This window comes from Candidatus Nitrosocosmicus franklandus, assembly GCF_900696045.1.
In the GTDB taxonomy this organism is placed as follows: domain Archaea; phylum Thermoproteota; class Nitrososphaeria; order Nitrososphaerales; family Nitrososphaeraceae; genus Nitrosocosmicus; species Nitrosocosmicus franklandus_A.
In genome coordinates this window covers 1,356,014-1,372,223 of the sequence record NZ_LR216287.1, presented here as the reverse complement: position 1 = coordinate 1,372,223, position 16,210 = coordinate 1,356,014, and the positions used below count along the sequence as shown (strand labels likewise).

Annotated in this window: 17 protein-coding genes; 10 read left to right on the top strand and 7 right to left on the bottom strand. The window is 33.6% G+C overall.

Features of this window, described 5'->3' with window-relative positions:
• Positions 1-317: 317 nt before the first annotated feature.
• The 3 genes from NFRAN_RS06460 to NFRAN_RS06450 all read right to left on the bottom strand — a co-directional run bounded on the left by NFRAN_RS06460 (position 318) and on the right by NFRAN_RS06450 (position 1,681).
• Positions 318-797: a DDE-type integrase/transposase/recombinase gene (locus tag NFRAN_RS06460; RefSeq protein ID WP_172602180.1), complete on the bottom strand. Its 480-nt coding sequence runs from the start codon at positions 795-797 to the stop codon at positions 318-320.
• Complete coding sequence (locus NFRAN_RS06455; protein ID WP_134482615.1) at positions 743-931, bottom strand: hypothetical protein; 189 nt, start codon at positions 929-931, stop codon at positions 743-745. Before NFRAN_RS06455 ends, NFRAN_RS06460 begins: the two co-directional genes overlap by 55 nt.
• A gap of 246 nt (positions 932-1,177) precedes the next feature.
• Complete coding sequence (locus tag NFRAN_RS06450; protein ID WP_134483954.1) at positions 1,178-1,681, bottom strand: hypothetical protein; 504 nt, start codon at positions 1,679-1,681, stop codon at positions 1,178-1,180.
• A gap of 476 nt (positions 1,682-2,157) precedes the next feature.
• On the opposite strand from NFRAN_RS06450, the gene NFRAN_RS06445 reads away from it, so the two are divergent.
• Together NFRAN_RS06445 and NFRAN_RS06440 are read left to right on the top strand one after the other, a co-directional pair.
• Entirely contained in the window at positions 2,158-3,276 is a 1,119-nt protein-coding gene (locus NFRAN_RS06445; protein WP_134483952.1) for an alpha/beta fold hydrolase, read from the top strand.
• Positions 3,277-3,569: 293 nt separating this feature from the next.
• Complete coding sequence (locus NFRAN_RS06440) at positions 3,570-4,574, top strand: hypothetical protein (protein ID WP_134483950.1); 1,005 nt, start codon at positions 3,570-3,572, stop codon at positions 4,572-4,574.
• A gap of 374 nt (positions 4,575-4,948) precedes the next feature.
• On the opposite strand, the gene NFRAN_RS06435 is transcribed toward NFRAN_RS06440, so the two are convergent.
• Positions 4,949-5,509, bottom strand: a complete 561-nt coding sequence (locus NFRAN_RS06435) for a pyridoxamine 5'-phosphate oxidase family protein (RefSeq protein WP_134483948.1) — start codon at positions 5,507-5,509, stop codon at positions 4,949-4,951.
• Between the two features lie 58 nt (positions 5,510-5,567).
• On the opposite strand from NFRAN_RS06435, the gene NFRAN_RS14335 reads away from it, so the two are divergent.
• Both NFRAN_RS14335 and NFRAN_RS06430 read left to right on the top strand, forming a co-directional pair.
• Positions 5,568-5,696: a hypothetical protein gene (locus tag NFRAN_RS14335; protein WP_269472317.1), complete on the top strand. Its 129-nt coding sequence runs from the start codon at positions 5,568-5,570 to the stop codon at positions 5,694-5,696.
• A 527-nt stretch (positions 5,697-6,223) separates the two neighbouring features.
• Positions 6,224-7,870: an acyl CoA:acetate/3-ketoacid CoA transferase gene (locus NFRAN_RS06430; RefSeq protein ID WP_134483946.1), complete on the top strand. Its 1,647-nt coding sequence runs from the start codon at positions 6,224-6,226 to the stop codon at positions 7,868-7,870.
• Positions 7,871-7,957: 87 nt separating this feature from the next.
• On the opposite strand, the gene NFRAN_RS06425 is transcribed toward NFRAN_RS06430, so the two are convergent.
• A complete protein-coding gene (locus NFRAN_RS06425) occupies positions 7,958-8,476 on the bottom strand; it encodes a universal stress protein (protein WP_145988044.1) in 519 nt (172 codons plus the stop codon).
• 230 nt (positions 8,477-8,706) lie between these two features.
• On the opposite strand from NFRAN_RS06425, the gene NFRAN_RS06420 reads away from it, so the two are divergent.
• Positions 8,707-9,408, top strand: a complete 702-nt coding sequence (locus tag NFRAN_RS06420) for a VIT1/CCC1 transporter family protein (protein WP_134483942.1) — start codon at positions 8,707-8,709, stop codon at positions 9,406-9,408.
• A 750-nt stretch (positions 9,409-10,158) separates the two neighbouring features.
• Here the strand turns inward: NFRAN_RS06420 and NFRAN_RS06415 are convergent.
• On the bottom strand, positions 10,159-10,674 hold the full coding sequence (locus NFRAN_RS06415; RefSeq protein WP_172602179.1) for a universal stress protein: 516 nt from the start codon (positions 10,672-10,674) through the stop codon (positions 10,159-10,161).
• Positions 10,675-10,948: 274 nt separating this feature from the next.
• On the opposite strand from NFRAN_RS06415, the gene NFRAN_RS06410 reads away from it, so the two are divergent.
• On the top strand, positions 10,949-11,452 hold the full coding sequence (locus tag NFRAN_RS06410; RefSeq protein WP_134483938.1) for a CBS domain-containing protein: 504 nt from the start codon (positions 10,949-10,951) through the stop codon (positions 11,450-11,452).
• Positions 11,453-12,053: 601 nt separating this feature from the next.
• Complete coding sequence (locus NFRAN_RS06405) at positions 12,054-12,497, top strand: PPOX class F420-dependent oxidoreductase (RefSeq protein ID WP_134483936.1); 444 nt, start codon at positions 12,054-12,056, stop codon at positions 12,495-12,497.
• 642 nt (positions 12,498-13,139) lie between these two features.
• On the opposite strand, the gene NFRAN_RS06400 is transcribed toward NFRAN_RS06405, so the two are convergent.
• On the bottom strand, positions 13,140-14,039 hold the full coding sequence (locus NFRAN_RS06400) for a CBS domain-containing protein (protein ID WP_134483934.1): 900 nt from the start codon (positions 14,037-14,039) through the stop codon (positions 13,140-13,142).
• 97 nt (positions 14,040-14,136) lie between these two features.
• On the opposite strand from NFRAN_RS06400, the gene NFRAN_RS06395 reads away from it, so the two are divergent.
• The 3 genes from NFRAN_RS06395 (at position 14,137) to NFRAN_RS06385 (ending at position 16,209) form a co-directional block, all read left to right on the top strand.
• A complete protein-coding gene (locus NFRAN_RS06395; protein ID WP_134483932.1) occupies positions 14,137-15,030 on the top strand; it encodes a CBS domain-containing protein in 894 nt (297 codons plus the stop codon).
• Positions 15,031-15,203: 173 nt separating this feature from the next.
• Positions 15,204-15,815, top strand: a complete 612-nt coding sequence (locus NFRAN_RS06390) for an Hsp20/alpha crystallin family protein (protein WP_134483930.1) — start codon at positions 15,204-15,206, stop codon at positions 15,813-15,815.
• A gap of 214 nt (positions 15,816-16,029) precedes the next feature.
• On the top strand, positions 16,030-16,209 hold the full coding sequence (locus tag NFRAN_RS06385; RefSeq protein ID WP_134483928.1) for a hypothetical protein: 180 nt from the start codon (positions 16,030-16,032) through the stop codon (positions 16,207-16,209).
• Position 16,210 lies beyond the last annotated feature (1 nt).

Sequence of the window (16,210 nt, the reverse complement as noted above, 5' to 3'; positions counted from 1 at the left end):
TTATAATATCTAACATTGGAAATAAATCCTACCTATCTTCTCCAAAATCATTTTTGATAAACAAAGGTAAAATCCATTATTTGTGTCAAATTTGTTTCACAAACCTCTAGTCCCACATCAATATTGTCGCTTTATGGAACACCATATTCCATTATGAAATGCGTCAAATTTCGACCAAACAAATAATGTCCGATCGAAAACATTTATCGTGGCATTAGAACAACGTAAACCTATGACCAATGAACAGACGAAATCAATCTCTTTCTCCCAGATCCATTCTTTAATTTAAATGAGTTGAATAGTCGAATCGGCTCTGTTCACTTAATATGTTTTATTTCATTGTTATGATAGTCTACAAAGAGCCGCAGCCAATTGTGTACATGCTTTAACTTGCAATTCTTTATTCTACAAGGAAAGTAGTCATCGAAACTTTCGGTTCTATCCTTTATGTATTGCATCTTTCTTTCAATCAGACTTTTCTCCAGAGAGGAATGAATGTGATGATCGAGATTTAAGAATCTACAGGCCATTGGATACCAAGTACCTCCATCATCAGTCGAAACTGTATGAATTCCATGAATCTTGACTAAACCTGAAATGAATCTTTCAGCTACAAACATGTTTCTTTCTTTAGAGAGATAGACAGTGCGAGAATTTGCCTGTTTTCTGTCTGGTTCAGTTGCAACCCAGAGCCAGATGTATTCTGATCCCACCTTTAACATCGTTTCATCTATTATATACTCTAGAACTCTTCTTCTAGTTGACTTAGCTTTTGAGGCTTGTACTTTTGAATCCAATTCCAAATGGAAACGTGATTTCTCTTGTATATCTGAGATAATCTTTCCGAGGCTTTCCTTAAGGATAGGCCTGAAAAGTACAAATGCAACCCATAATATACATACTTTGAAGGCGTTCTGTTTCTAGTAAGCATAAAAGAAATGGAATGCTTTCAAGCTATAGGCTTATCGTTAACTGAACAGAGCCGTCGAATCCATTTTGTTTTGTTGCATGTCAAATTTACTTGGTTCATGAATCTTCGACTAGCTAGCTCTTTTATTCAAATTCAATATCTACGTTGGAAAAAAGATATGGTTATAGTATTGGAGAAATTTGTGCATACCTTCAAAAACAAAAATGAATAAATTCAGAAAAAAACATGCTGGTTAGGGGAGTGGAGTCAATCCCATAACCATGTCTTGGTCCAATAAGTACCATTGGTGGATTCCCAATAGATGTAGAATCCCATCTTTCCATTAATTTTAGACATTTCCGGATCATCAGATTCGAAATTGATTGCGCCTTTAAGTAATAGATTACCATCTTTATCATAACTTCCTATATCCTGGGCGGTAAACGTTACAACTTGATCACCTTTGACTATTAAGCCTTTACCAACGCTACTACTAATTGGTGATGAATATGTTGTAATAAAAATACCATATTCAGTTACGTTTCCTAATCCTTGCATATTCCCTTGAGCTATATAGGAACTCTTTGTCTGTTGTGGATCTAGGCCAATGACTTCATGGCCTGTATTTTTGGAGTCGTTTAGAATGTAAAATGGTTCTCCAAATGCATTAGTTATAGATTCTACTTCTAGATCAGGATTAATGGTAGTAGTAGTATTGTTGTTTAAAGGTTGAGTAGTGGCTAAAGAAGTGATGGGGTTAAGGACATACATCAAGACTGATTAAGGACATACATCAAGACAGACATGGCCATGATGGATATAATCAATAAAGGTATGGAATAATCTGCAAAGCCCTTGTGAAATAATATACTCATTATGGGCAAAGTGACAGATTCATATTTAAATTTTCAAAGACAGTGACTAAATAAATTTACGTTTCTGACTATAGATCATATACAATAATACTGTAATGCTGGGGACGAACACGTTACGGTGTATCTGAAAGTTTATCGATATACATCCAAAGGTGTCTTCTCTTGCATTACAAATCCATAATTACCTAACTGGGTCCAATCCATTTCCGAATAGATCATCAACAATAAACAAGATTGTACCTGTAATTATGACATTCTTGTTAAACAAACCTCTAATCCTAAGTCGATATATTGTGGGTTCAATAGAGGTAGGCTTAGGCTAATAATAGTATGATTTCTAAATCTTATTAACAAGTCTAAAGTAAACATTGTATGAGAATCTCTCAAGTAGCAACTTTTGTATTGATTATCAGTATTATTTCGTCTTGTACTGTAAGCAGTTTATTTGTATCAAAAACTAACGTGGTCTATGCAACAACATCATCTTTGGATAAGTCTATTCAACAAACCCAAGATGAATTGCAATCAGCAATTAATAAGGAAGTTCAGCAAACGATTACTGAGACTATAAATAATATAAATAATAATAATAGCAACCCGGATATTATTACCGACAAAACAAACGATAGCAAAACCCAAAATAATACTTCACTTTCTGCTTCTTCTCAGGTGAAAGATGATACAATTACAGATGACAATGTGTCCTCTCAAAAGATAAGAGTCGGTGACATAGATATCGCATACAAGATGTTTGGAACAGGGGATCCTATCTTGTTGATACCCGGTTTTTCAATGACTATGGAGATGTGGGGAGAGATACTAAATGACTTGTCTAAGAATCATACTGTTATTATATTTGATAACAGAGGAATTGGGGAGACAACTGCTGGTAACAGGACATTTTTAATGGACCAATTCGTCAATGATACGGTTGGATTGATAGATGCATTGAAAATTGAAAAACCAATAGATGTGCTAGGACTTTCTCTCGGTGGAATGATCGCACAAGAGCTTGCCTTGTCAAATCCCGAAAAGATAAAACATCTTGTTTTGATTGCCTCATCCTGCGGAGGTGAAGAATCTTTACCGCCACAATTATCCCCAAAAGATCTACAAAGTATGCAAACTGGAACTGCCAACGAGTCACTCTTTTTACATGCTTTATTTCCAGATGAATGGATACGAGAAAATAGCGATGTGATAAACAGAACATTTGCTCTTCCTCAGGTTTCTCAGGAAAACCTCTTAAAATATGGTGAAGCTCTGAGCAAATGGCCAGGGTCTTGTAATAGCATATCAAATATTGATAAACCTGTGTTGGTTATGACCGGAACTGAAGATATCACGTCTCCGCCCGTTAATTCATTAAAAATAGCAGAAAAAATCCCTAGCTCCTGGTTAATACAAATTAAAGGTGGAGGTCACGGAGTGATGCAGCAATACCCTGAGACTGTTTATGATATAATAGAGACCTTTCTTTCAATAACATGATTATTATTATTATTCTGACGAAATTCTATTAGTTGTCCAGCAAAGTGACACTAAAACTCTTTCTTTTAATTTAATAGATTTTTGTTCATTAATTAATTACAACAATGCAAAAGACAGATTAAATTACCTTCAATTTGCCTTTTTAAGTGCATCAATGTATAATAAAATCTGGACAGATGGTATATTGTATGGAATCTTTTTATCCTATTTGCATGGATTTGTATAGATATTGTTGCTTATCTCGTAAAATTGGGACATTTGTAAGAATAAGGTATTTCTTTCTCATTTGTTGTATGATGACTCTGACTTTAGTACCCTTATTAGTTATACCTGGTAATCCCTCATTTGCCTTACAAGTTATTTCGGGGAATCGGATTTCAGTACAAGAACTGATTGAAGACGATGTGGTAATCTTCGGAGAAACAGTTTATATTGATGCCCCAACCAAGGGAGCTATAATATTTGCTAATATTATTCATGTAAATGCACCGATCGATGGTGATCTTTTTGCTGCCGGAGGACAAGTAAGAGTAAATACAGATGTTTCGGGGAAAATTGTATCTTCTGGAAATACAATCGATTTGGGGGGAAAATCAACAAATGCCATATTAGCCGCCAACAACGTACATTTTAACCCAAATTCAGTTATAATTAAGGACGCTTATGTTGCAGGGGGAACTATTGACAACGAGGGCAATATATCCGGACAGTTGGTAGCTATGACTGACAATTTCCAAAACAAAGGTATTGTAGGAGATCTAGAGATAATGAGACAAAACACAATAATCCCAGACATACAAGGATGGCTGAATTTATTTGGTATCTTGTTTATTATCGGTTTTGCAATTTTAGGCGTTATACTCGTAAAGTTACTACCCAATCAATTTGAATCCGTTCGATTAGTCATGAAAAAATCATTGATCAAAAACACGGTAATTGGATTTTTATTGATCATTTTGTTTGTGGTTGTAATAATATTATCGGCAATAACCATAGTTGGGATGCCAGTATCAGCTTTTGGTTTGTTGATTCTTCTCATAGGATTGACTTTCTCATCATTGATAGTGTCTTTTGCTTTAGGAAAAAAAATCCTCGAGTTACTGGGACAAAAGTCATCGAGAGATATTAATAATATTTCTTCCTTTTTAATCGGATTTGTTATAATCAATCTTTTGTATATCGTTCCTATTCCTTACTTTGGTCAAATAGCACAAGTGATCGTAGTTAGTATGGGATTTGGATCGATTTACTACGCCGTTCGCAAAAGTCGGTCTTCTGCCGTTTCCAATGATTTATGATATAAAAGGTAAACAGAGTAATATTATTCTCTTGTCAACATCAAATGAAAAACTGTGGTAAAATAATCAATTGGAAAAAAACACTTAATTTTTTGGGTTATGACAGTATATTGATGATTGTAACCATGATTTCAAGATACAATTCAATTCTTATTCAGGCTACCAATCAAACACAAGCATTAGCACAGGTATCAATTGCAACTGAATAGAGAAATTGTATGAAACTGACTGATATTAACGTGCACTTCAAAACCATGTGTATATATGCAATAGTGTTTGCATATTGTTAGTAGTTAGAATGCAAATACGATACAAAAGAATAGTCATATGTATTGAAACTCAAACTAGAAGAAAAAACAACTACAAATTACATTCTAGTAGTATGAATTAGATTTTTTATTGTCTCCAAATTTTCCTGTAGCTTCATTTATTTTAATTCTATATACTATGAGTTCAAAAATTTCATTGTTCTTGCTATGCAAAAACGGCGATAAGAAAGAGTGCAAAAACGCAAGATTTTCTGTACCCAAATAATCTTGACCAGTGGGTTGCTTTTCTTCTTCTACTTCTTTTTCAGTCAAAGGGTGTTTTGTATCCAACTTTGACATGATGGATTTCATCATAATCTCTAATCCGTTATTAGCGTCGGCTCCTTTTAGTTCTTCAAAAGTTCCATGAAGAATCACACTTTTCCAATTACTCATGTCTTTCATCCAATCAACCTCAAAACAAACATTCGGATTTTTTCGCATCATACGAATTTTTAATCCATCCTTTGTATGCCCATAAATATACCCATTATCATACGCATATGTGACAGGAACAACATATACTTTGTTACCATCAAAACAACCTATCCTTCCTATTAATTCTGACTTTAAAAGATCTTTGATTTGATCTTCATCCATATCTCCCCACATAATAGAGTCTACCATACTAATGGTTAATAAGGTGTGTCATTAATTTGGAACCTATCAATCCGTGTATATTTACGTGACAGAAACTACTACAATAATTAAAGAATTGAAAAAATCTAATCTAAATGGTTTTAGTAATAACCTGTCGGCTTACTACCTTGGAGTTGGATGTGGAGTTGTCAAATCAAAGACCAATGGTCAGTGAGTAGGTAGTAGTATTCTTATACAATTGTAAAATATTCGATGTTTCATATAATCAGGAAAGATGCAAGTAACAGAAAATTTTCTTTAGTAACAACAGCATGTATGTATTTATTTTCGTTCATAATTTTTCATCATGATTTGTTATAGTCACACGAACATTCAGGTATTCAAAAGGTGTGGACATATCGGATGGTATAACTTTAAATAAATTTTTGTAGTTTCATAAATAATAGGTGGTACATCTGATTATGTTTATAGTCAATCAATTATCGTTCTCCCTTATCTAACTATCATTTTTGATGATTGGTTGGCAGTGTAGTATCTAAGCTAGCAAAAAAAATTTAGTAGAGTAATTATTAGAAAAAAATAAACGAATTGGAAGCTAGAGAATAAACTGTTTTTATCATCGAATTAATACACAAAGTCATATTCGATGAGTAACATTTTGAAAATTTGGTTGCTATGCTTGTGACAAGTTATTTCATAACAATACTTATGAAATACGAATAATACTGATCCTATGTCAGAATGTTTTCTAAAACCTATAATGACGATGTTTCTATTCTGGATCTTGTACAGGACAACGATGTTGTAGCAATTTCTGGTTTTAATATGGCAACCACCCCAGAGTATTTGATAAATCAGCTATACAATAGATATCATAGATCAGGCCATCCAAAGAATCTGTTCATAATATCAGATGCCCTTCCTGCTGTTCCAGGGCGAGGACTGGATCATGTAGCCAAGCAATTATACGAAGAAAAAAGTCAAGATTTCCTGAAAGGCTCTTTGATGCCTTTTTTAGGGTTCTCTCCTTGGTTTCAAAAACTAGTAATTGATAATAGGATTGAATGTTACGGATGGCCGATTGGGATAACCGCTTACTGGTTTAGGGAGGTAGCATCCGGCAGACCAGGTCTTTTAACAAAAATAGGCTTGGATACATTTTTGGATCCACGAAAAGACGATGCAGCTTTGAATGAATTATCAAGATCTCGTTTATCCTGTAGAGTTGAAATAATTGGATTAGATGGAGAAGATTACCTATTCTATAAAGCACCAAAGCCGAATTTTGCTTTAATTCGAGCTTCATTTGCAGATGAAATGGGTAATGTATCCATGAAAGCTGAAGGAATACGTGGAACAGTGCTCAGTATTGCTCAGGCTACTAAAGCTAGACCAGCACAAGGCAAGGTAGTATGTCAGGTACGCTGGATTGTAAAGTCTGGAACTATCAATCCCCGCGATGTTGATATTCCTTTTCCACTCATTGATCATATTGTGATTTCTCCAGGTGAATATCATTGGCAGACTGGATCTATTTATCATGACCCAAGAATATCTAACGAAGTGGTCTCTCCAGCAAATTATGATTCAGATATTGTTTCAATGCACAATCAAACGAAAATGTATGAAAAGGTTATTGCAAGGAGAGTAACATTAGAGCTTGTCGGTCTGGCGAGGCAAAAAAAAGAACCCGTTTTGATAAATTTAGGAATTGGAATTCCTGCGCTAATTTCGTCTATAGTTCGTGAGGAAAACATAGCAGATGTTCTGGTTTTGGTTATTGAATCTGGACCATGGGGAGGGGTTGCTTTATCGGGAAATGATTTTGGGTTAGCTATGAGCTCATTTGCATTGTCGACTATTCCTGATATGTTTTCCAATTTCGAAGGAGGAATAGTAGATGCTGCATCGTTGGGATTTTTGCAGATAGATAAGCTTGGAAACGTAAATCCATCTATGTTGCCTAATAGGTTGTTTGGAGCGGGAGGATTTCCTGTTATTGCAGGTGGTGTGTCCAAAATTTTTTTTGCTGGATCTTTTACTGGGGGAGGAAAGAAAGAAATTGATGTTAACGATAAGGGAATCAAAATTTTGCAGGATGGTCCAATAAACAAATTTGTTGAAAATGTTTACAAAATTTCTTTTAGCGGATATCAAGCAGCAAAATGGGGACAAGAGATTATCTATATAACTGAGAGAGCAGTATTTAGACTTGATAATACTGAATTAGTCTTGGAAGAAATTGCTCCTGGTATAGATATTGAAAAAGATATACTATTACATATGGATTTTAAGCCTAAAATACCAACAAAGATCAAGGAAATGGATGCACGTCTTTTCGGAAAATCTCCTTTGAATATAAAGGATGATTTAAAGGATTTCTTTTGATCTTCTCTTTCCTTTAGCTGATATTTGGTAACGGGATCTATTGTGAATTTAAAAATACTATTGAAAGCCATTATTGACAACAAATTATTAAGGTACTATTAATACAGGTCGAGTAGATATCTCTGCAACGTTTCTTACTACACTTCCAAGCGACTTTTTCTCATGGGTACCTCCGGTTCCCACACTTCCAACAGTAATCATATCCACTTTTGCATCTTCAGCAAATTTAACGATACTATAAGCAACAAACCGACTCGAATGAGTTCCTTTGACTATTTTCGTACTTATTGAAATCCCTGCCCTTTCATATTTTGATTTGAGGTCTGAAAGCTTTTTCATCCAAGTATCTTTCATGGCAGAATTAATATCATCCAGATATTTTTTTAAGGAACTTTTTCTTTCGGGATTTATGGACTTGAAATGCTGAACAACCTCATCTGATAGCTTTAGGGGTTGCAATATATTCAAAATTATCAATTGATGATTACTCTGTACTTTATCACCAGATCGTCTTGAATCCGAGTTTTGCTGGGATAATAGGTTTACAGCGTAATCCAAGGCCTTTATAGAGTGTTCTGATCCATCGACAAGTGTCAAAATTTTCATCAAGATAGATTAAATTGCTGTTGTTTAAAACCTTGTTCATTTTATTTTTGGTATGTGGTTTAATAATACTTTACAATTCGTATCCAAAAACATTGCTATTATAAAAATCTTAAAGTTAGGCAGATGATGAGTTCGATGACCCTAAAATAACAAAAACCAAATAAATATAGTCGGTTGTTCTGACAACAGCTGTAAATAATATAAGTAATAGTCAAGAGTATGCTATATTCTTGAAGTGGACTATAGAGGATTTTGTGTATGGTGCAACTGATGGAGCTGTTACTACATTCGCAATAGTTGCTGGAGTTGTTGGAGCATCGTTATCTCCGTCTATCGTTATAATTTTAGGTTTTGCAAACCTATTTGCTGATGGATTTGCCATGGCAGTAGGAAATTATTTGTCAACAAGATCTAAGTTAGAGTACGAAGAACGCGAAAGAAAAAGACAATCCAAAGAGATTGAGGATTTTCCGGAACGTAAGATATCTGAAATTAAAAATATTTATGCAGAGAAAGGTTTTAAAGATGAGTTACTAGAAAAAGTGACAAATGTCCTAATTTCTAATCGAAAAATTTGGACAGATATATTATTGAAAGAAAAGACTGGTGTAACAGATAAGGAGAATGTAAATCCTATTTTCAAAGCAATTACGACATTTGTCGCATTTAATTTAGTAGGTCTAATCCCACTTCTACCATTCATCTTTGCACTTTTCATAAACGATTCATCATCGTCGGGCCTGTCTTCTCAAACCGTATTTGCCTACTCATCGGTCTTTACTGCTCTAGCTTTTTTTTCCATAGGGATTATCTCTGGAAAAGTAGTAGGTAAACCCTCTATAAGATCAGGCTTTATTACTTTGATAATAGGAGGTATTGCAGCTATAGTATCTTACATAGTTGGGACTTTGCTAAGTATGTACATACAGTGATTACAATGATCGGATCGGTTAGTTACAATACCTGTTATTATGGTATAGATAATTGTTACTATGATGCTCTATATTCTAGAAACAATCACTTCTGTATTTTAATTGGTTGACCCGATCCAAACATTTCAGAGGCTCCCTTAGCAACAGCAGATGAAATAGTTAGTAGAGTTATAGAACCTTCACCATATCAATAATTACTCTTTTTGCACCATCAGATACTGTGCTAATGATGTTAGTTTCAGAATCTCGATTGATTCAAGGAATTTCAAATGATATAAAATAGATCCCGCCTGATATTCTGTCTGAGTCATTCAAACTGAAGAACTCTGCGGGTTTCTGTTTTCATTTATGACCACGTCTATTGCTATTAGCTGATTGTTACATAGTTTAAATAAAACTTGTCAGTCGTTTTTAGTATCGGTGGTGGTGGGGGCAGTATTCTGTATACCTTTCGTTTACGCCCTAATGCACTTGCTTGCCCTCAAAATACACATTCTACAAAAAAATGAAAGTTGACAGACAATTCTCGTCTTCCAGCTGCATAACTGACTTTTTTATTGTTACCTATTTTACGAATAGCATTTTAAGTTATAATTTTACTTTAGTTAAAGCCACAACTAACTGAAGATGGAGTAATTTGTATTATGCGTCATTTCTTTTCATATTTATGAAACAATTAAAAGCATTGTAGTAGCAGATAGGAAAAGATCTCAATATTTTATAGTTACTGTATAGTTGAAAGTACGAATATCAATGAACTACTAATACAGGACGATTTGAAATTTCTACTAAATTCCTTGAAACACTGCCTAATGCTTTGATTTTTGATATACCTCCCAATCCTACATTACCCACAACAATAAGATCTGCTTGCTCTTGATTTGAAAATTTTACAATACTATCTGCAATTGTCCTACTTGAGTGACTACCTTCAAGTAATTGTGTTTGAATGGAAATACCCGAATCCGCATATTTCTTTTCAATTTCAGATAGTCTTTCTATCCACTCATTCTTTAGCATCTCGTTCATTTCTGTGATGTATTCAGATAAAGAAATTGTTTTTCCTGTTTTCATCGACTTCATTGGCTTTTCAAACCCCAGTGGCACATGAAAATGCGGCAATACATTTACAATTATTATTTTGTTAAAGTCTTTTTCATTTTTTGAGGAATTAGAATTTGCTCCTGTAAGTTTGAGCAGATATATAGCATATTCTAATGCTTTGATTGATTGGTCCGATCCATCAACAGGAACTAAGATTTTCATCGTTATATTGTGTAATTGATTCATTATATCTATTTTCAGGTTAACGATTCATGTTCAATCTAACAATACTCACAAAAAGCTGCCATGGGTTACCTCCGTCACATTATTATCAAAAGATATTGACATTGGCAGAGAAATAAAATTGCCTTTGCGTAAAATAACCACTTCTAGATTGTCCATTAGTACACTAGATTATTATATATTGCTAATGATTGTAGACAAAGTCAAAACATAGAAAAAGCATTTTTATATACTTTAATTAGATCAAATTCATATGAGCCTCGATTCCATCGCAATCTCTAGTTTAATGACTAAAAATATCATAGTAGCCGACCAGAGCACGAATTTGATTGGGATTTCTAGAATTATGTCTAATAACGATATCGGTTCGGTAGTCATTGTAGATGATCTTAATTCACGCAATCCAATTGGAATCATTACTGAAAGAGATGTCATAAAATCAATTGGTATGTTACAACCACATCAATTGGTAGTTCCCGTGAGAGAACATATGAGCCATCCTTTAATCACGTTGCATTCAAATGCAACAGTAATGGATGCCATGAAATTAATGTATGAGAAAAAAATAAGGAGGATTATAATCCTGGAAAATGACAAATTAGCAGGAATCATAACTGATAAAGACATTTTTAGATATTTGGTTGAAAGTAAAGATTTACTTTCTGATGTAATAACAGGTGGTAACCTCCCAATTCCAGAGAACCAATTGAAGGATGAAATTTCGCGTTTTTGGTTTTTTAATAATTTTATTAGATAATCATCATTATCATCATCTCTATTAACACATTTTAAAATAAAAGGACATCAAAATAGTGATACTCCATGTAATCTAAGAATTACCTTTGACAAAGGGCGTTTTAGTCAGAATAATCTCTGAAAATGTGGGTAAGAAACCAATTTTCGATGGCTGCTGTATTGAAAGTATTTATTAGGATATTAGAATCTTGATGGAGAAGAATACTGAAGAAAAGAAAATGAAATACAAATCAATTAAGGAAATAAGTATCGAATCGCCTATTGTTTATTTTGATCTCTTGGTCAAGATTGTTGTGTAATACATCAAAGATAATATGATGGATTTAGTGAATATTGGAAGTAACGGTTGCATGGATGAGCGAAAATTAACGCTTAGAAGTGTATCTGGTAAAGTATCATAAAATATAAAGTACTCGTCGTAATAATAAGGTGACTATTTTGTTCATATGAAGCGATATCTGATCAGATAAAGCTCTCTATGATAGTAACGAAATCAAGCTAGATGCTCATTATACATACAAAATAAAGAAATTGCTAACATTTGTTGTTCTCAGGGTAGTTTTATATGCATCTAAGACTAATCATCTGTCTGTAGATAATATTTGTTTACAGAAAGAGAAATAGAATATATCAAGTCACAGAGACTTGCACGAATAGCTACCTCTTGTTCATTCTCTCCTTCAGATATTGAAAGTTGTCAGCCAGATGTAGTACCCGTTGGTTTTGATTTTGATGGCGAGTACTTCTACGTGGGCGGAATGAATATTCTTAAATCTACCAAATACAAAAACGTCTTAGTAAATAAAAAAGTCGCCCTAGTAATAGATGATTTAGAATCTGTCAAACCTTGGGAACCACGTGGTATTAGAATTTATGGCATGGCAGATACGGTAGATCGTCAAGGAGGTTACATGTCTAATACGGATCATCCACAATCTAGGTATATTCGGATAAAACCTACAAAAAAGTGGAGCTGGGGAATCGATGAACCTGTTTTTGTTGAAGGTAAATTTAATGTCAAAAAGTTAACTTCAAGTACTTTATGAAATGATAATACTAGCTTTGACTTTCAATTACCTTAGCAAGCAGAAACAGTCCTTCAATCTATGATACATTCACATCAGAGTAAGACAAAGCAAATAATTGAGTTTTTTTGAGTAGGTGATCCTTATAAAACATATGTATCAATATAATTATTGCAAATAAAACACGCATTATGATTTCCCAAATTGTATATACATATAACTATAGACAATAAATTCCCCTTCTCCTTCTTTTTATGGTGAAATTGGCAATTCCAACGATCTCTTAATTACATTGCATAATGACCACTCTGTCATAAATAAGAATATAATGTTCGATACTCTAACTGTCATAACAAAAAAAACAAGACATGGTAACGTTTAATATTTTCATAATACAAATAAAAATATGGGTGCAGTTTTTAGACCAAAGAAATTATCGAAGAAACCTAGAAAGAAGATTGCTCACGATTCGATAAAAGACATTCTTCCAGACACTTCTGATAGCTCGGAGGAAAAATAAGTTCAGTCAAAGATAATTTTCGATGATCGACTATTTGTAACTCGTGTATTTAGTTTTCCCGGGTAATTATACAAAGAAATAAAGTATGGAGTTATAGCGGTATCAACAATTAGTCTACCTGGTTTGTAAATCCATGTAAATCTTTAGTAAATCTTTACTAAAGATTTTAGAATATCGGTTTTAGTTACAATTCCTGTCAGGATCATTTTATTATTGATTACTGGCAGTCCGCTGATTCTATGCCCTATCATTATCCTTGCTGCGTCAGCTATGTCATCATCTTCATCCATTAAAAGAGGTTGAGGAGTCATTATGTCACTGGCAATTAGGAACGATTTTATATCGGATGTTTTCATTCTCGGTTTTTTTTGTTGTTGTTTAGATTCGTCAGAACTTGACGATGGAAACTTTGATGCAAAATTTATTCCATAAAATATACTTGCAGGAAAAAAATCCTTCAAAGTAACAATTCCTACCGGAAAATTATCTTTAACAATTACTATTCTAGATATCTTATGAGCCTGCAAAAGATCAGAAACGAAATTGATATTATCATCAGGAGCAGCTGTAATTACTTTGCTCGTCATGCATTCTTTAACAGAAAAGAAACCCGAACAGTGATACGCAAATATCTCAACTATATCAGATTTTGTAATTATTTCTTTTATTTGACCTCCATCACCACTGGTTACAAGTAAAGAACTGATGTTGTTGTTGAGCATAGATTTAGCGCAAAACTGAATTGAACTATCTTTATTAACTGTGATCAACTGATTTGGGTTCTTGAGCAGATCTTTAATAGGTATTTCACTCAGTAATTTTCTGTTGGTAGAATTCATGTATAAAAAATTAAATAGATCTTTCTCAGTAACGATACCAATAATTTTATCATTACTTGATACTCCTATTCTTCTTATATTGTATTTTAAAATAATATCTCTAAGATCCAATATCATTTTGTCCTGATCTATCGAAATTAAAGGTCTGCTAACATCTCCGGCTTTTAGAAGTATCTTTCCGTTTTCATTCTTCTTGAGTGACATTTGTTGATTATCTGAGCGTATTTAAATATAAAAATATATATCAAACCCAAAATATAGTGCATAAATCTTTTTATCTTAAAATAATACTTTTTTTCCTGTGTCACGAAACACAAACGACAGCTTTATAATAAACGCGTTTCATGTTGCTAAACCGATTGTATCTTTAGGACCAGACAATACATTTCTTGACGTAAGAAATACTATGCTAAAATATAATATAAAGAGAATTGTTGTATTTGACTCTTCACTTCCGGACAAAAAAGCAATTGGTATTGTTACCGAAAAGGATATAGCAAACTTCTTGTCATCGCATCAGTTTGATAAACGCAGATTAGGAGAGATAAAATTACAGGAGTTACTCCAAAATAAGAAACCCGAATTATATGCTGTTCACAAGAATTTTTCACTAGGGATCTGTGCACAACTTATGCTTGATAAAAATATCAGCTCTTTATTGCTTGTAGATGAAGAAAATAATGCAAAAAAGATAATTACGAAGACAGATTTGATAGCACTAATTGCTAGCCGTGATATAGGTAATTTTACTACACATGACTATATGACTCAAAAGGTAATTGCCGTAAGACCCGAAGAAAATGCAAATAGTATACCAGAATTGTTGACTCAATACAATATATCGCGAGTAATTGTAGTGCGCGAAAATAAACCTATAGGCATAATAACTACAAGAGATATGATCCCTAAAGGAAAATATTTTGGAATTTCAAGCCACAGATTAAAAGAATTCGAAAATCGGCATTTGTCTTCTAGAATAAGAATGCTGCCCTTCACAGCAGAAGATATAATGACATCCAATCCACTAATACTTATCGAGCAACACGACAGCTTAACAAATGCGGCCAGATTAATGCTTGGAAACCAAATTAGTGGAATACCAGTGGTAAACAAATTGCAAGAGCTAGTTGGAATAATAACAAAAACGGATATTATAAAGGCAATTGTAGATTTGGGAACAAACAAAGGTCAATGAATTGTGATTGATAGAATTCCATTGCAGGAATCTTGAAAAAAAATCCAAATAACAACGTTATCTGAACCCTCGGATATGCGTATTCAAAAAAATCAAGAAGAATTGTCTTTTAATATTTTATCTATGTTAATACCATATGTAATTTTTATAAACATCTTCTCCCAAAAGATAGTATGTCAACATCTTCATCATCCTCTACATCTGAATCATCTAAAAATGATTCAAAGAATGCATCTTCAAACAAAGAAAGTATTGAAGTCAAAAACCAATCTGGGAGCATAAAAAGCCCACCGGGTGTATCGTACCCAAACTATTTTGATGATTTTTTTGAAACTTTTAGGCAAAATATGCAAAATATGCAGAACTTTATGGAACAAGCATGGCCATCCTCATTGGCCCCATTAAGAGGAATAACACCTTTTGAATTTTTCGACAGGATCGCAGATACAAGGCTCCCTGTATGCGACGTTATTGATAGAGGAGACAGATATGAAATAAATTTAGAAGTGCCAGGAATAAACAAGGAAAAAATAGCCGTAAACGCAACAAAACATTCTGTTACTATTTCAGGATCTCAAACAGAGAAAACAAAGGAAAAAGGTAAAAAATATATCTATAGTGAGAGGTCATACAAGTCATTTCATAGACAAATACCTTTTACCCAAGAAATAATCCCTTCACAAATTAATGCAAAAGTTAAAGATGGAGTACTGGAAATCAATGTACCAAAGAAATACCCAACCCAGTCAGAAGGCGATGAGGAATTCAAGGTTAATGTAAGCTAGGTATAGGAAGGAGAAGGACAGGAACCAAACAATCAAATTTTTCTATTTTTTTAGTTGGTAGTGTAAGGTCCAATTGATTGATAGTCGAGATATTTTTTAAATGGTGACTAAAAACAATTGTTTACAATCAAGAACACTATATTAAGACTCGACGAAAGACGTGACAAATAGACAGATAGATAAAATACATTAATGACTATGTGAAACCACTTACATGTCATCGATTAATGATAGTGGAGAAAACGAGTATGCCTATGAGGAGTCAAATGTAGTTGGAAAATCCGAGAATAGTGCCGAGGAAGAAGACAAGAAAATATTAAAATCCATAAGAAGAGAAATCACCGAAGAAGAAGTAGGAGAAGAAGAAAGGACCAGAAAAAATAGACATGGATGAT

Excerpts from the sequence above, each read along its gene's own strand:
- NFRAN_RS06385 (WP_134483928.1), top strand. The coding sequence starts at position 16,030 with ATGTCATCGATTAATGATAGTGGAGAAAACGAGTATGCCTATGAGGAG.
- NFRAN_RS06455 (WP_134482615.1), bottom strand. The coding sequence starts at position 931 with ATGCTTACTAGAAACAGAACGCCTTCAAAGTATGTATATTATGGGTTG.
- NFRAN_RS06435 (WP_134483948.1), bottom strand. The coding sequence starts at position 5,509 with ATGGTAGACTCTATTATGTGGGGAGATATGGATGAAGATCAAATCAAA.
- NFRAN_RS06450 (WP_134483954.1), bottom strand. The coding sequence starts at position 1,681 with ATGTATGTCCTTAACCCCATCACTTCTTTAGCCACTACTCAACCTTTA.
- NFRAN_RS06415 (WP_172602179.1), bottom strand. The coding sequence starts at position 10,674 with ATGAAAATCTTAGTTCCTGTTGATGGATCGGACCAATCAATCAAAGCA.
- NFRAN_RS06425 (WP_145988044.1), bottom strand. The coding sequence starts at position 8,476 with ATGAAAATTTTGACACTTGTCGATGGATCAGAACACTCTATAAAGGCC.
- NFRAN_RS06445 (WP_134483952.1), top strand. The coding sequence starts at position 2,158 with ATGAGAATCTCTCAAGTAGCAACTTTTGTATTGATTATCAGTATTATT.
- NFRAN_RS06430 (WP_134483946.1), top strand. The coding sequence starts at position 6,224 with ATGTTTTCTAAAACCTATAATGACGATGTTTCTATTCTGGATCTTGTA.
- NFRAN_RS06400 (WP_134483934.1), bottom strand. The coding sequence starts at position 14,039 with ATGTCACTCAAGAAGAATGAAAACGGAAAGATACTTCTAAAAGCCGGA.
- NFRAN_RS06440 (WP_134483950.1), top strand. The coding sequence starts at position 3,570 with ATGATGACTCTGACTTTAGTACCCTTATTAGTTATACCTGGTAATCCC.
- NFRAN_RS06410 (WP_134483938.1), top strand. The coding sequence starts at position 10,949 with ATGAGCCTCGATTCCATCGCAATCTCTAGTTTAATGACTAAAAATATC.
- NFRAN_RS06390 (WP_134483930.1), top strand. The coding sequence starts at position 15,204 with ATGTCAACATCTTCATCATCCTCTACATCTGAATCATCTAAAAATGAT.